This is a genomic window from Corynebacterium sp. KPL1818 (assembly GCF_000478135.1).
GTDB classification, from domain to species: Bacteria; Actinomycetota; Actinomycetes; order Mycobacteriales; family Mycobacteriaceae; genus Corynebacterium; species Corynebacterium accolens.
This window is the reverse complement of record NZ_KI515758.1, coordinates 405,730-421,400: the sequence shown is the minus strand read 5'-3', so window position 1 is coordinate 421,400 and position 15,671 is coordinate 405,730. Positions and strand designations below refer to the sequence as shown.

The following is a 15,671-nucleotide window of genomic DNA, read 5'->3' as shown; positions in this document are numbered from 1 at the left end:
TGGGTTGCGAAGAAAGGCCCGCGAGTTACGCGCGCCACCACCAACGAGTAGTCATTTTCTTCATGCGCACTAGCCTAGCCTAAATTTCTATAGGGCGGAAGAAACAAATGAAAAATATTCAAACCGGTTCTTATGCGTCTTTTATGTGTCGCCCGAAAGCGACCTAAGGAGCTCGACTTTGAACCACGTCGATCCAAGCCGAAATCGGAGTAGTGTGGTGTAAGTCTATATTTCCAAGAAAGGTGATGGTTATGAGCATCAATATCGAAGAGGTAATTGCAAAGGTTCCTACCCAATTGCTCATCGGTGGTGAGTGGCGCGACTCCACCTCCGGGGAGACCTTCGACGTGGAAAACCCGGCCACGGGCGAGAAGCTCGCGACGCTTGCTTCCGCAAACTCAGAGGATGCCACTGCCGCCCTGGATGCCGCCTGCGCCGTACAGGATGAGTGGGCCCGCACCACGCCGCGCGAGCGCGCAGAGATCTTGCGCCGGGCTTTCGAGCTCGTGCAGGAGCGCGCGGATGACTTCGCCGCGCTGATGACCCTTGAGATGGGCAAGCCCATCGCGGAGTCCAAGGGCGAGGTCACCTACGGCGGGGAGTTCCTCCGTTGGTTTAGCGAGGAAGCGGTGCGCGATTATGGCCGCACCGCACCCGTTCCCGAAGGTACGTTGCGGATGATCACCCGCCGCAAGCCGGTGGGCCCCTGCCTGTTGATTACCCCGTGGAACTTCCCGCTGGCGATGGCCACGCGCAAGGTCGCCCCGGCGGTCGCGGCGGGCTGCACGATGGTGCTCAAGCCGGCGAAGCTTACTCCCCTCACCGCGCAATACTTCGCGCAGACCATGCTTGATGCGGGCCTGCCCAAGGGTGTGCTCAACGTCGTATCCGGCAAGTCCGCCTCTGCTATTTCGGAGCCGCTGCTTGCCGATGCCCGCCTGCGCAAGCTTTCCTTCACCGGTTCCACCCCAGTGGGCAGGACCCTGCTGAAGGGCGCGGCCGATAACGTTTTGCGCACCTCCATGGAGCTCGGCGGAAACGCGCCGTTCATCGTCTTCGAAGATGCGGACATCGATCAGGCGGTTAAGGGCGCGATGGGCGCCAAGATGCGCAATATCGGTGAGGCCTGCACGGCGGCCAACCGCTTCTTGGTCCACGAATCCGTGGCTGAAGAGTTCTCCGAAAAGCTCGTCGCGGAGTTTAAGAAGCTCAAGCTGGGCAACGGCATGGACGAGGGCGTGACCTGTGGCCCGCTCATCGAGTCTAAGGCCCTCGATAGCGTGTCCGGCCTCGTGGACGATGCCGCCGAGAAGGGTGCCACCATCCTCACCGGCGGCAAGCGCGCCGGTGGCGGCGGCTACTTCTACGAGCCGACCGTCATTAGCAATGTTTCACGTGAAACACGCGTTTCTCAGGAAGAGATCTTCGGTCCTGTTGCCCCGATTATCACCTTCAGCACCGAGGAAGAGGCGCTCGAGATCGCCAACGACACCGAGTACGGCTTGGCGTCCTATGTCTTTACCGAAGATTCCGATCGCCTCTGGCGCGTGGCCGATGGCTTGGAGTTCGGCCTGATGGGCTTCAACGCCGGCGTTATTTCGAACGCCGCCGCCCCATTCGGTGGCGTCAAGCAGTCCGGTTTGGGCCGCGAGGGCGGCGCGGAAGGCATTGCGGAATACACCACCGTGCAGTACTTGGGCATCCGCGACCCTTATGCGAATGCCTAATACCGCCCAGCAATCACAGTTTAAAACGCTTTTATAGCCGCGTTTGATTAAACAATTAAGTGCCTGCGGCGTATACTCACTCCCCGCATAATTGTGATTGCTTTCCTTCTCCCCGCACGCGGCCCTTCTGGGGCCGTGCGCGGTTGGGAGGATTTTTATTTTTTATTTGGAGTGAGTCTTGTCAATAACGAATTCAGCGGCAGCTCAGCCGCCATTGATTACACCCACGTTCCTTTTGGCGTGGGTGGCTAATTTTGGCCAGTTTCTTGTCTTTTACCTAACTGTGACGACCATGGCCCTCTATGCCGTCGAGAGCTTCGGGGCATCCGATACCGTCAGTGGTTTTGCCTCTAGCGCCTTTGTTTTGGGTGCGACGTTCATGCGCATCGTCTCCGGCTGGTTGGTGGACCGCGTGGGGCAAAAGCGTGCCGCCCTGACCTCGCTGGCCTTCGTCAGCATCGTGACGGTGGGCTATTTCGTGGCGCATAACGTGGCTGTCCTGATCCTGGTGCGCCTGCTTCACGGCGCGGGCTATGCGCTCACCTCTACGGCGCTCATGGCCGTCGCCCAGTCCGTCATCCCCCAGCAGCGCCGCGCGGAAGGCACCGGCTACTTCGCCCTCGGCACGACCCTGGCCACCGCTTTCGGCCCCGCGGTGGGCTTGTTCTTGGCCAATAATATTGGCTATAACACCCTCTTTGCGGTCGCCCTGGGGTCCAATATCGTTTCCCTCGTACTGGCGCTCGTGCTGCGCTACCCGGCGGAACTCGATGAGGAAAAGCCGGCCTTCAAGCTGCGCAACGCGGTGCACCCCAACGTGTTGCCGATCGGCTTTTTCATGCTCCTGGTGGGCATCGCCTACTCCGGCGTGGTCACCTATCTCAACGCCTATGCGCGCGAAGAGGATCTGGCCACCGGCGCCGGCCTCTTTTTCATCGGCTACGCCGTAGTCATGCTCATCATGCGCTTCTTCTTGGGCCGGATCCAGGACCACAAGGGCGATAACTCGGTCATGTACCTGGGCCTGGTCTCTTTCGCCATCGCCCTTATCATCATGGGCTTTCCCAGCAATGACGTCATGCTCGTGCTTGCGGGTGCTTTTACGGGCATGGGATACGGCACGCTAAGCCCCGCCTGCCAGGCCATCTCGATGCGCTCTGTATCGGCCGCACAGATAGGCGCGGGCATCTCCACGATGTTCCTCTTGATGGACTTCGGCATCGGCCTCGCCCCCTTCGGGCTTGGCCCCATCGTGAGTGCCACTGGCTTCAATACGATGTACCTCACCCTCGCCGGCCTCATCGTCGTCGCGGCGGTGTACTACTACATGGTGCACGGCCGTTACCCCAAGGCGAAGGCGCCCGTCGTCAGCGCCGCAGAGGGCGCGCAGCCGGCCTAAAGCGGCACAGATTTTTGGCTCCGGGTTTATACCCGGAGCTTTTTTGCGTGCTGGGGCGGCAAGCACTCGGCATCGACCACGCGCCGGGCCATCGCCCGGTCCCCCATCTTGGCCGCAAACGCCATGCGCATGGTGATATCGTGCGCGGGAGCGGGGCCGCAGGTGATGGCATCCCCAGCAGAAATGCGCCCGGGCGAAATGACGCGAAAGTACACGCCGCAATCGCCGCGCGCGGTCCACCGCTTGAGCCAGCCCTTTTCCTGGACCCAGCCGGAAAAGGTTGCGCATGGCTGGCGGGGTACGGAGACCTCGAGCGTAGTCGTGCCGATGTGGAGGCGTTGATTGATAAGCAGCGCGGAGAGATCAATGCCGCGCGTGGTGAGGTTCTCCCCAAAAGACCCCGAAGCCAGCGTGCGGCCCAGCGAATCCTCCCAATAATCCAATTCCTCGCGGGCATAGGCATAAACGGCCTTGTCACTTCCACCGTGATGATCGCTATCGCCAATAGAATCGCCGCGCACGCCAGAACCATCGCCGTAATTGGGGCCGGGAGCGGAGATATCGATGAAGTCTTGCGGGCGCTTGTCGATGCCCGAAAACTCATGCCTCCCGCTCGGATCCGGCCCGCGTACGGCCACGTTGGTGGAAATAACCTGCATATCAGTCACTGTAGTCGCGGGTCAGAGCCTCCGCAGTGAGAATATCCCGGTAAAACAGCTCTGGGGCCAGCGAAACCGCCTCCGCGAGCTGCGGGAGGGCGTTATCCAGCGCGGAGGCCACGGCCGCATCCGTCAGCTTCCCATTGGCCACCCCACGTGCGGCAATGGCAAAGACATAGGAAATAAACGGCATCCAAGCAGAGCCGCCAAGATCCGTGTTTCCTTCCCCAAAGGCGTCCAAGGCGAGCAGGGTGTGCAATACCGACTTATCAACGCCCAATTGCTGCAGCGTCACCCGCAATTGCAGCGCGGTTGTGCGCAGGTTGGACATGGTCCCCAGGCGGGTCAGCGCCAGGTCGTTGTCGAAGCACTCGCGCAGCGCGGCGATGCGGTGGGCGTCATCGCACAGCTGCGCGCTGTCCGTTGCAGGCGTTGGGGCCTCGCCGGTGGCGCTCATGAGCAGCATGGGGCGGGTGACATCGTCTACGCCCGTGGTGGCCGTCCGCCACAGCGAGGGGGATCCGAAGTGTTCGACGTGGGCTTGGTTGGCATCGGCAAGCGCGGCGAGCACGGAAGACGGATCCGCAGCCTCTTGCCCTTCGCGGCTAAAGGAACGGGTAATCAGGCCCGTGCGCACCAACGCGCGCATGCGCTGGCCGCGCTCGAAGTCCACCTGCATGAGCGCATCGAGGCTGGCGCGCGGATCGGCCTCGATGTCCTTGATAACGCCCTCGAAGGTCTCCTTGGCCTTGGGGGCAAGGCGGCGCAGGGCGGCATAGGTCTCCCACGTGCCGGCGGTATTCTCACTCTCGCCGTCGTGGAAGATGATGAGCGAGCTCGCCGGCGGGTACTGCGGGGCGGCGAGATCGCTGGCCGGTTCATCCTCGCGGAAGTCCACGATGAGATCGCCAGCCTCGTGCAATTCCTCCGGCAGCTCGAAGCCCTCCTCTACCGGCTCCAAGGGCAGCGGCTCGCTGGCGGGGTTGCCAAGCGGCCACGCCCACGCCAAGAGCTCCACTTCCTCTTCGTGGGTTTGCTCGGGCATCAAGATGCCGTCTTCGATGGTGGCGCGGGCCACCAGCGGCGCCTTGCGCACCGTGGCGATGGCGGCATAGATAAGATCACTTGCCGCGGTTGCCTCGTATTCCATCACGCGGCGGTCCATGCTGCGCTTAAGGTGCGCCGCGCGCTCCTTATCCGGCAGGCCCTCTAGGTACTCCTCATAGGTCAGCGTGGACCACAGGAGGTAGAGCTCCAGCGAGGACTTCTTGGTCAGCGCGGCCTTGAGGGCGCGATTCGGCACGGAGAGGGCCGTCGTCGCTTCCGTAGAGCCATTGGCGGTCACGAGATCCCGGATCTTCTGGTTCTTATCAATGACCACGAATTTCGCCAGCGGCAGCGGCTCCGGCGAGTGCACCGTAAACAGCGCATCCGCATCCAGCTGATCCGCCAGGATGACCTGCTTATCCATATAATCCACGGGCTCGGCCGCGGTGCGCTTCACGCGCGTGCGGATGGTCGCCGGAATGACCTCAAAGGTTAGCTCATAGCCGGCTTCGCTGCTGATGGTCTCCTCGCGCACCGATTCGTCTTCGCCAAATACGCGCTGGCCCTTTTCCATGTGAATGGGCTTATCGGGGGACGAGGCCAAGGCATAGCTAAACGGTGACAGGTTACCCAGGGCGTCGATGAAGCGGAAGTTGGTGCCGCGGGGCCCCTCGTTCTTGGAGCGCATGTGGAGGGTTTCGGCAAAGTTGAGATAGTGGACATCGACAAGCTCTTCGCCCTTAAACAGGCTAAAGCGGTACCGGCCCACCCAGGGGTCTTCGAAGACATCACCGGGCAGAACCTCATGGATCCCCTCCGGCAGCTCATCTTCTAAGATTTCTTCCTCTTCCCCACCGATGGGGACATAGGTTAGCTGCAGGTGCAGTGGGGTATTGACCAGGAGGCGCGGGGATTTCGTGTACACCAGCTCGCCGTCCAGCCCGCGCGCGTTGGGTAGGGACTTGACCGCCATATCCCAGGAAAAATCCGCGCTCTCCGCAACGGTGATGGTGGCCTTGTCCTGGCGCGGCACAGCGATGGAGAAGGAATCTTGTGCCGCTACCTCAAAGATGGACCAGCCTTCCCATGCGCCATGCGGGCGCGGCTGGCTATCCGGGGCAGGCGTTAGCTGCGTACCGTTCGGCGCGATGAAGGTATATGCGCCCTGCGGGATGGGTTGAGTGCTATCGACGGGGCGGTGCGCGGAATCGAGCAGCAGGCCGCCATTGGCAATACCCGCAAACTCCAGGGTCTGCTCCGCAAACGTTACGGCAAGGTGGGTAAAGGGCTGCGGCATGGAAACCCACAAGCCAGGTTCCTCACCGGCGACGTAATAAAACTTGCGGGTGACCTCCGTGCCGTCCAGCAACTGCGTGGTCACGGTCCATTGCGGGTCTTCTGGTTCATAGGCCGCGCTTACGGCTGGCAGGTAAAGCTCTAAAGTATCGGTATCCGGCGCGAGGCGAAGATGCGGGACCCCCTGAAATACCGCCGCGTCTAGAAAAGATGATAGCTGGCTACGAAACTTCTCCTGGCTCATTTACACCAGCCTAGATCATTTTTGAAAAGATGTGGATTCTGCAGGCAGAGGCCAAAAAAGGCTTTCACCACCGTCGGTGATGAAAGCCTTTGCGCGCGATTATTCGCCTGGATTAGTGGAAGAAGTTCCGCCACGCATTTGGGTTGATGGTGATGATGCCCAGCTTTTGCGCCAAGAAGGCAATGGCCCCGATGGCCAGCGAGGCGATACCGGCACCGGCGATGCCGGCGAAGAGCCCGCTCTTAGAGGAACCGTCACCGCCATTGTCATTGTTGCCGGGCTGATCGGATGCAGAATCGTCTGCTTGGTCGTTGCCGCCCTGGTCATCGTGCTTTACCCACCATTCATTCAAGGTGAGCTTGGCCAAGGTGGTGTTATCGATGTAGTCACCGCGCACGGGGTCGGTGTGGGTAGCCTTCGCGCGAAGGGCCTCGGAGCCAGCGCCCTTGAAGAAGAAGGGGACCACCTGGTTGGTGTGCTGCGTGGAGTACCACTGGTGGCCAGAGGGCAGGGTGTTGCCACCGCCACCATTCATGGAGTTGAACTTGCCCTCAGAGCGCTCATTGGCGCCGGAGAGGTATCCCGTCTCGTGGTCAGCGGTAACGACCAACAGGGTCTCGTCCCAGGAGGAGTTTTCTTCTACCCAGTCGATGGCGGCATCGACGGACTTATTGAAGTCCTGTACCTCTTCGATATCGCGGGCGGATTCGTTGCCGTGGCCGCTCCAGTCGATGGCACCGCCTTCAATCATGACGTGGAAGCCCTCGTCATTTTGGCCCAGCGCGTTGAGGGCGCCGGTGGTCATGGTGGGAAGATCCACGACATCGTTAAACGGAATGTCATAAGGCACTGTGGACTCGCCGGAGCGCCCCTGCTGCAAGGTAGAGGCTACAGGCGCCAGGCCGAAGTACTTCTCCCCCGCCGCGACATCGCCTTGGGCCAAGGCCTCAAATTGCTCTTTGGTTTCGGCGTAGTTCCAGTCGGACTCGCCGGAAGACAGCTTGTTGTAGACCTCTTCAGACAGGTACTTGTACTTGGCCTCATCCTTCTTCTTATTGTCATCGTCGTAGAACGGGTGGCCGGCACCCATGATGACATCGAGATCAGAGTTGAACATTTCATCCGCAATCTCCAGGTAATTATTGCGGGAAATGTTGTGTGCCGCCCAGGAAGCCGGGGTGGCGTGGCTAAACGGCACGGAGGAGACCACACCAGCGGATTTTCCGGCCTTCTTGGCGCGCTCGGAGGTGTTTTCCTGCTCGTGGCCGTAATCGTTCACGCCCAGCTTGCCGTTATCGGTCTTCACACCGGTGGACATGGCGGTGCCCGCGGCAGAGGAATCGGTGTATCCCTTATCCACGTACTCATGGCTAGCCCACGCCTTTTGTGGGTCATAGGAAGAGTTATTTGGGTAAGTGGTCATGGACAGGCGGTTGAAGTCTTCGAAGCGCTGCACGGATTCGCCGTCGAGTTCTTCTGGTCCTTCGGCGCTAAATGCGCCATCGACCAAGTACTTGGATTGGCCGGTTTCGTAGAGGTTATTAAATGCCACGTGGCCGTAGCCCATGCCATCACCAATCATGTAGATGATGTTCTTTGGGCCCTGGGATTCGGCGGCGGTGGCTGGGGCAATTGCGCCAGCGGTAGCCACGGTTGCGGCTACGGCAGCGGCGCCAATGCGGAGAGAAGTGCGCATGAATTGTCCTTTGTGGAAGTGAGAGACGAAGAGATGGCGGCCTTGCGAGCAAGAGAGAAACGACCCAGACATGGCTGGGCGCAAAGCCTTGAGTTGAAGATAAAAACGCGATTTAACCACGAAAGGAACTGCGCGTTAATAGCTCCTAAACACTGCCGGAGCATTCCGTGGCGGGCCTTAGTCCTTGCCCCAGGCCCCCTCCGCCACCGCCGGAGTGCCAGCCCGGTGCCGGATTAGTGAAGCAAAACCCACCTCTGCCTACCCCGCGCCGGGCTGGGGCTATTACACTGTGTGTTTATGACTAAACCGAGCGATTCCACGTCGTACCGCTACACCCCTGAGCTGGCGAACCAGATCGAAAAGACTTGGCAGCAGTATTGGAAGGACCATGAGACCTTTAACGCGCCGAACCCGGTCGGTTCGCTAGCCACGGGTGCGGGCGAGCTGCCCAAGGAAAAGCTCAACGTGCAGGACATGTTCCCCTACCCTTCCGGTGCGGGCCTGCACGTGGGGCACCCGTTTGGTTATATCGCCACCGATACCTATGCCCGCTATAACCGCATGCTGGGCAAGAATGTGCTGCACACCATGGGCTACGATGCCTTCGGTTTGCCGGCCGAGCAGTACGCCATCCAGACCGGTACGCACCCGCGGACCACCACGATGGCCAATATCGACAACATGCGCCGCCAGCTGGGCATGTTGGGCTTGGGCCACGATCCGCGCCGCTCGGTGGAATCCACGGATCCAGAGTTCTTTAAGTGGACCCAGTGGATCTTCTTGCAGATTTATAATTCCTGGTTCGATGAAGAGCAGCAAAAGGCCCGCCCCATTGCTGAGCTCATCAAGGAATTGGAGGCCAATAAGCGTACCACCAAGGACGGGCGCTACTACGAGGACTTGTCCGCGCAGGAAAAGGCCCAGGCCGTCGATGAGTTCCGCTTGGTGTACCTGTCCAACTCCACGGTGAACTGGTGCCCGGGCCTGGGTACCGTCTTGGCCAACGAGGAGGTCACCGCGGAGGGCAAGTCTGAGCGCGGCAACTTCCCGGTCTTCCGCAAGAACCTGTCCCAGTGGATGATGCGCATTACCGCGTATTCGGATCGCCTGCTCGATGATCTGGAGCTGCTGGATTGGCCGGAGAAGGTCAAGTCCATGCAGCGCAACTGGATCGGTCGCTCCCGCGGTGCGGAGGTAACCTTCCCTGCGGAAGGCTACGGCATCGACGTGTTTACCACGCGCCCAGATACGCTCTTTGGCGCGGAATACGTGGTCTTGGCACCGGAGCATGAGCTTGTCGATGCCCTCTTGTCCCCCATTCCTTACGACGATGACGTGAATGAGCGCTGGACCTACGGCAACGATGACCCGAAGGAAGCTGTCGAGTCCTACCGCGCGGATATCGCAGCGAAGTCGGACCTGGAGCGCCAGGAAAACAAGGAAAAGACCGGCGTATTCTTGGGCACCTATGCCACCAACCCGGTCTCCGGCAAGCGCATCCCGATCTTCATCGCGGACTACGTGCTGACCGGTTACGGTACCGGCGCCATCATGGCGGTACCCGCGCACGATACGCGCGACTATGAGTTTGCCCAGGCCTTTGGCCTGCCGATTACGGAGGTCGTCTCCGGCGGCAATATCGAGGAAGAAGCCTGGACCGAGGACGGTGCGTTGGTAAACTCCGCCAACGATAAGGGCCTGGACCTCAATGGCCTGAATAAGGTGGAGGCCATCGCCCAGGCCATCGAATGGCTGGAAAAGGACGGCTCCGGCCGCGGCAAGATTCAGTACAAGTTGCGCGACTGGCTCTTCGCTCGCCAGCGCTACTGGGGCGAGCCCTTCCCCATCGTCTATGGCAAGGACGGCATGGCCCACCCGCTGCCAGAGTCGATGCTGCCGGTGGAGCTGCCCGAGGTGGAAGACTACAAGCCGGCCTCCTTCGATCCTGAAGATAAGGACTCGGAGCCACAACCGCCGCTGGCCAAGGTCCGCGACTGGGTAGAGGTAGAGCTGGACCTAGGCGATGGCCCGCAGACCTATTACCGCGATACCAACGTTATGCCCCAGTGGGCGGGTTCTTCCTGGTACCAGCTGCGCTATATCGATCCCCGCAATAGCGAGGCCTTCTGCGATATCGAAAACGAGCGCTACTGGACCGGCCCGCGCCCAGACGAGCACGGTGAAAACGATCCGGGTGGTGTGGATCTGTACGTCGGCGGCGTCGAGCACGCCGTGCTGCACTTGCTCTACGCCCGCTTCTGGCACAAGGTGCTCTTTGACCTGGGCTTTGTCAGCTCGCAGGAGCCGTATCGCCGCCTGTACAACCAGGGCTATATTCAGGCCTACGCCTATACCGATTCCCGCGGCGTATATGTCCCTGCGGCCGAGGTAGAGGAAAAGGACGGCAAGTTCTACTACAACGGCGAAGAGGTCAACCAGGAATACGGCAAGATGGGCAAGTCCCTGAAAAACGCCGTGGCCCCGGACGATATCTGCCGCGACTTCGGCGCCGATACCCTGCGCGTGTATGAGATGTCCATGGGTCCGCTGGATACCTCCCGCCCGTGGGCGACCAAGGACGTCGTCGGTTCGCAGCGCTTCCTGCAGCGCCTGTGGCGCCTGGCCATCAATGAGGACACCGGTGAAGTGGCAACTACCGATGCCGAGCTCACCCAGGATGACCTGAAGCAGCTGCACCGCACCATCGCGGGCGTGCGCGATGATTATGAGAACCTGCGCCTGAACACGGTCGTGGCTAAGCTCATCGAGTACGTCAACTACCTGACCAAGACCTACCGCACCGAGGCACCGCGCGCGGCGGTGGAGCCCATCGCCCAGCTGGTCTCCCCCATCGCCCCGCACATTGCGGAGGAACTGTGGCAGCGCTTTGGCCACGATGAGACCATCACCTACGAGCCACTCCCCTCTTTTGAGGAGAAATACCTGGTAGATGATGAGATCCAGGTGCCAGTGCAGATCAACGGCAAGGTTAAATCCCGCATCAACGTTGCGGCCGATGCTGACCAAGACGCCGTATTCGAGGCTGCTTTTGCCGATGCCAAGGTGGCTGACCTTACCTCCGGCAAGAACGTGGTGAAGAAGATCTACGTTCCCGGCCGGATGGTGAACCTGGTGGTTAAATAACCAATGAGCGTGGACGTCTCGGGCCTTTCGCCATCCAATCAGGACTACCTCAAGGCCCTGTTTAAGCTGGGCGAATGGCACGATGAGCCCGTGACGGTCAAGATGCTCGCCCAGCACATAGGCGTACGGCTGTCCAGCGCGTCGGATGCGGTGCGGCGCCTAGAGAAAAAGGGCTTGGTCACCCATACGCCCTATGGCGCCATCGGGCTGAGCACCGAGGGGCGTGCCTTTGCCCTCGCCATGGTGCGGCGGCACCGCCTTATTGAAACTTTCCTGGTGGAATCCCTGCACTACCGCTGGGACCAGGTCCACGCGGAGGCTGAACAATTGGAGCACTGCGTCTCCGATTTCTTTCTGGAGCGCATAGACGCTGAACTGGGGTTCCCGCGCCGCGATCCGCATGGAGACCCCATTCCCAGCGCCGCGGGTGACTACCCCGCAGACTACGCTGCGCCCCCCGCGTCCGAGCCAGGAGATCTGCGCAAACTCAGCGATTTAGAGCCCGGCGAGGGCGGTGTAGTCGACCGCATCAGTGATGCGGATGCCGATCTGCTGCGCTTTTTCAGCGAGAATAACCTGACCATCGGCGCTGCCGTGAGCGTGCGCGAAAGCCAGCCCTATTCCGGCGGGATGGCCGTGCGCGTAGAGGGTAACCAAAACGAGAATGCCCAGAATGAACATTCCGCGGCGTTTTCTTTGAGCTCCCATGCAGCCCGCGCCGTGTGGGTGCGCATGTAACTTTCCTGCCCCTCTCCCCTTCTTTTCTGAAAGAAGGGGAGTATTTGCGCATGTCAACGGTGGTTAGTTGCGGCGTAGTTAAAAGTACGTTAGATCTGTAGTTGAAGCAGAAAGTGCGCTTCGGCGCAGCCACTAAGGAGCGAGATGACTACAGCCTCGACGCCACCCTGCGGCACTAAGACCGCCGCTAATCTTGTGTATTTTTCCTCGGTCAGTGAAAATACCCACCGTTTTGTCCACAAGCTGGGCTTTCCAGCGGCACGCATTCCTTTGCGGCCGAAGCGTGAAGGAATGCTCTATGTCACCGAGCCCTTTGTGCTCATCGTCCCGACCTACGGCGGCGGCAATATCAAGGCGGCGATTCCGGTGCAGGTGCGCCAATTCCTCAACGTTCCGGAAAATCGCGCACTCCTGCGCGGCGTCATCACCTCTGGAAATACCAATTTTGGTGAGGCGTATTGCTGCGCCGGGCCACAGATAGCCCGAAAGTGCGGCGTGCCTGAGCTCTACCGTTTTGAGCTGCTCGGTACCGACCGCGATGTTGCCCGCGTACGGGAGGGGTTGCAGGACTTCTTTGCGCACCACCTCTACCCCACCGCCCACGCGTCCATTGCCTGACGGCTAGGGCCTCGAAGACAAAGAAAAGAGAAAGTACCGATGAAATATCAAGAGCTCATTGAGCGATCCCAAACCCCGCCGCATTTTCGCCACGATGCCTCCACCCCGTTGCGCCCAGTGAACTGGAATCGCATCTGGGATGATAAGGATTTAGAGGTGTGGAACCGCCTGACCTCGAATTTCTGGTTGCCGGAGAAGGTCCCGCTTTCCAATGACCGCAACGATTGGTCGCGCATGGATCCAGCCGAGCGCGATCTCACCATTCGCGTCTTTACCGGCCTGACGCTACTGGATACCGTGCAGGCCACCGTGGGCGAAATCAGCCAGATTCAAGATGCCCGGACGGAACATGAGGAGGCCGTTTATACCAATATAGCCTTCATGCAGGCCGTGCATGCGCGGAGCTATTCCTCCATCTTTTCCACCCTGGCCAGCACCGAAGAGATCGAAAAATCCTATGCGTGGGCCGTGGATAACCCAGTGCTGCAGCAGCGCGCGACCAGTGTGATGGTGCATTACTACGGCGACGACCCACTAAAGCGCAAGGTTGCCTCTACCCTCTTGTCCTCGTTGCTGCTGTACGCCGGCTTCTATCTACCACTGCATTTTAGCGTGCACGGGAAGCTGACCAATACCGCTGACATGATCAGGCTCATCCTGCGGGATAAGGCGGTCCACGGCTACTACTCCGGATACAAGTTCCAGCGGGGGCTCGACCACGCCACGGACGCTCGCCGCGAAGAAATGCGCGAATTCACCTTTGACCTCGTGCGCAAGCTCTATGACCTGGAGATGCGCTATTCCGGCGAGCTCTATGAACCATACGGGCTTATGGATGATGTCGCTACATTCGTGCGTTACAACGCTAATAAAGCCCTGATGAATCTGGGCTATCCCAACCTCTTCCCGTACGAGGAATGCCAGGTCAACCCGAAAATCCTCGCGGCACTCACGCCAGGATCAGATGAAAACCACGACTTCTTTTCGGGGTCGGGGTCCTCTTATATCATCGGCAAAGCCGTAGAGACCTCCGATGCCGACTGGGATTTCTAAAACTTACAAGTCTCCACACGAAAGGACACACATCATGAAACTTCTTGTACTCGTTGGCAGCCTGCGGCGGGAAAGCATTGCGAAGAAGATCGCCAACCATGCCATTGAACTCGTTCCCGAGCACGTAGAGTGCCAGCGCTATGACCTGCGTGACCTCCCGCTCTATGATTTCGACTATGACGATCCTGGCGTGGAGGATAAACCCACGCCGGGACAATACACCGATTTCCGCAACGCGATTAAGGATGCGGATGCCATTTTGTTCGTGACCAGCGAGAATAACCGGACGATCCCGGCGTGCTTAAAAAATGCCATCGATATTGGGTCCAAGCCCAATTCCGATGTCGCCTGGAAGAATAAGCCAGCTGGCATCATCAGCCACTCCGTCGGCCGCATGGGTGGCTATTCTTCCCACAAGAATGTGCGCCTAGCCTTGTCCTACTTCGACATGCCGATGCCCGGTCAGCCCGAGGTATTCTTGGGCAATTCTCCCCAGCTCATCGGCGAGGATGGAAAGATCGAGCCGCCCAGCACCATCGATTTCGTGCGGGACTACCTCGATCGCCTTTTAGCGCTGGTACCTGCAGCTCCGCAACACTAGGAGCTGCCTCTACCTAGCAGCGAGGCGGTTAATCCCAGTATTCCGTGGCGCAGAGCGCGATGCCGTGCGCTCGGATCCCCTGGCCCGCCTCAACTGGGGCATCAACGATGAGCGGGAGCCCATCGATTTCGCATACCCAGAACTCCCCTCCCCCAAACTCATTGGTCTTTTTCTCGACATTGTTTACGGTGCCCGCTAGCTCTACCTGCGGGTTGAGCAGGCTGGGCTTGTAGTTTTGATAAAACCGTTCCGTGGCTGGGGATCGCAGCGAAAACTCCGCCGGTTCCGTTAATTCATAGTCCAGCGCAACGACTGCGGGCCGCACGCGGCCGCGCAGTTTTTCGCCGCCCACGGGGTTGCCGGTGGGAAGCGTGAAGGGGGCATCGCTAAGCACTGCCCACCGGAAATCTTCCATTTCTAAGATGCCAATAAATGGCATGGCGCGATATAGCGTTGCCTCAACGTCTTCCCCGCCTCGGAACGACGGCAATACGGTCCACTCCCCCTCGTACTCCATCGCCGTGACGGCGATGCCAGAGGGATCCGCATAGTAGAGCACTTGATCAAAAGCAGGCGCATCCCACAGGGTCCGGTCTGCGGGAAGCTCCGCGATGAGTTCCTCCGTGTCCAGGAAGTCGAATCCGCAGGCGCTAAAAAGTTTATCCATGCCCGCCATCATAGACAGGCGTCTGCTCTACAGGAGTCGCGGGCGGTCTGAAAATAGGCCAGTTTTTATTTAATAAAAACTAAATGTGGTGACAATCAACCGAATATTAACACCAATAAATAGGTTATAAAAAGCAAAGTACATGCTGTTAAACCGGCAAAAGTATGGCGCGGGCGAATTATTGATACGCTTAATCCAAGCCGTTTAATAATGTTGGGGGTTGATGGATCAACTGCGGAAATCGATACACAGTTGAGTAATCAACTGCGCAGGGTATAATGCCATTTAAGTCAAAGGTTAAAGGGAGAGGTGCCGTGCGCGCAGAGGAAAGTGCGGCGTGGGCGGATTTTGTAGCGATGCAGCGTGCGCTGCATAAGGAGTTGTCCAACGCGCTGCAGGTAACAGCGAATGTGAGCGAGGCGGACTATGCGGTGTTGGCCGTCCTGCAGCGCCGCCGTGGGCAGAGCACCCGGCCGCATGAGTTGGCTGCGGAACTGGGGTGGGAAAAGTCGCGGCTGCACCGACAACTGGTCCGGATGGAGGGGCGCAAGTTGGTCAAGAGGCGGCACGCGGAGGAGTTAGGACCCCGAGCTATTGAAGTCACAGTGACGAAATTCGGCGAGGAAGCATTCGCTACAGCACTGGAGAGCCATACCGCGAAGGTGGATGATCAGGTGGTCTCCGTCTTGACGGGAGAGGAATTGCGGCAGTTGGGTTCCATCTCAAGAAAAATCGTGCGCGGCTTAACGGGCGATACCTAGAATGCGGGGAGCCAATCGCAC

General features: G+C 59.5%; 12 protein-coding genes. 8 read left to right on the top strand and 4 right to left on the bottom strand.

The genetic code is table 11. From position 1 onward, the window contains the following. The first annotated feature begins 251 nt into the window (after positions 1-251). Both HMPREF1261_RS01800 and HMPREF1261_RS01795 read left to right on the top strand, forming a co-directional pair. The gene (locus tag HMPREF1261_RS01800; RefSeq protein WP_023029746.1) at positions 252-1,727 is read left to right on the top strand and encodes an NAD-dependent succinate-semialdehyde dehydrogenase; all 1,476 of its coding nucleotides are present in this window, start codon (positions 252-254) and stop codon (positions 1,725-1,727) included. Between the two features lie 214 nt (positions 1,728-1,941). Then, positions 1,942-3,126, top strand: coding sequence for an MFS transporter (locus HMPREF1261_RS01795; protein WP_232207990.1), 1,185 nt, complete (start codon positions 1,942-1,944; stop codon positions 3,124-3,126). 26 nt (positions 3,127-3,152) lie between these two features. On the opposite strand, the gene HMPREF1261_RS01790 is transcribed toward HMPREF1261_RS01795, so the two are convergent. The 3 genes from HMPREF1261_RS01790 to HMPREF1261_RS01780 form a co-directional block, all read right to left on the bottom strand. Further along, entirely contained in the window at positions 3,153-3,785 is a 633-nt protein-coding gene (locus HMPREF1261_RS01790; RefSeq protein WP_023029744.1) for an MOSC domain-containing protein, read from the bottom strand. A gap of 1 nt (position 3,786) precedes the next feature. Beyond that, the gene (locus tag HMPREF1261_RS01785; protein ID WP_023029743.1) at positions 3,787-6,372 is read right to left on the bottom strand and encodes a hypothetical protein; all 2,586 of its coding nucleotides are present in this window, start codon (positions 6,370-6,372) and stop codon (positions 3,787-3,789) included. 112 nt (positions 6,373-6,484) lie between these two features. Then, positions 6,485-8,068, bottom strand: a complete 1,584-nt coding sequence (locus HMPREF1261_RS01780) for an alkaline phosphatase (RefSeq protein ID WP_023016376.1) — start codon at positions 8,066-8,068, stop codon at positions 6,485-6,487. A 297-nt stretch (positions 8,069-8,365) separates the two neighbouring features. Here HMPREF1261_RS01780 and leuS point away from each other — a divergent pair, with 297 nt between their 5' ends. From leuS to HMPREF1261_RS01755, 5 genes are all read left to right on the top strand, one after another. Then, complete coding sequence (leuS, locus tag HMPREF1261_RS01775) at positions 8,366-11,212, top strand: leucine--tRNA ligase (protein ID WP_023029742.1); 2,847 nt, start codon at positions 8,366-8,368, stop codon at positions 11,210-11,212. Positions 11,213-11,215: 3 nt separating this feature from the next. Further along, positions 11,216-11,950, top strand: coding sequence for a metal-dependent transcriptional regulator (locus HMPREF1261_RS01770; protein WP_023029741.1), 735 nt, complete (start codon positions 11,216-11,218; stop codon positions 11,948-11,950). 144 nt (positions 11,951-12,094) lie between these two features. After that, entirely contained in the window at positions 12,095-12,568 is a 474-nt protein-coding gene (gene nrdI, locus HMPREF1261_RS01765; protein ID WP_023016373.1) for a class Ib ribonucleoside-diphosphate reductase assembly flavoprotein NrdI, read from the top strand. 39 nt (positions 12,569-12,607) lie between these two features. Continuing rightward, on the top strand, positions 12,608-13,621 hold the full coding sequence (nrdF, locus tag HMPREF1261_RS01760) for a class 1b ribonucleoside-diphosphate reductase subunit beta (RefSeq protein WP_023016372.1): 1,014 nt from the start codon (positions 12,608-12,610) through the stop codon (positions 13,619-13,621). A gap of 34 nt (positions 13,622-13,655) precedes the next feature. Further along, positions 13,656-14,222 carry an NADPH-dependent FMN reductase gene (locus tag HMPREF1261_RS01755; RefSeq protein WP_023029740.1) on the top strand — a complete coding sequence of 189 codons (567 nt, stop codon included), beginning with the start codon at positions 13,656-13,658 and terminating at the stop codon, positions 14,220-14,222. Between the two features lie 28 nt (positions 14,223-14,250). Here HMPREF1261_RS01755 and HMPREF1261_RS01750 read toward each other — a convergent pair whose 3' ends face one another. Further along, entirely contained in the window at positions 14,251-14,889 is a 639-nt protein-coding gene (locus HMPREF1261_RS01750; protein WP_232207965.1) for a hypothetical protein, read from the bottom strand. 314 nt (positions 14,890-15,203) lie between these two features. On the opposite strand from HMPREF1261_RS01750, the gene HMPREF1261_RS01745 reads away from it, so the two are divergent. Further along, complete coding sequence (locus tag HMPREF1261_RS01745; RefSeq protein WP_034657824.1) at positions 15,204-15,650, top strand: MarR family winged helix-turn-helix transcriptional regulator; 447 nt, start codon at positions 15,204-15,206, stop codon at positions 15,648-15,650. Positions 15,651-15,671: the final 21 nt, after the last annotated feature.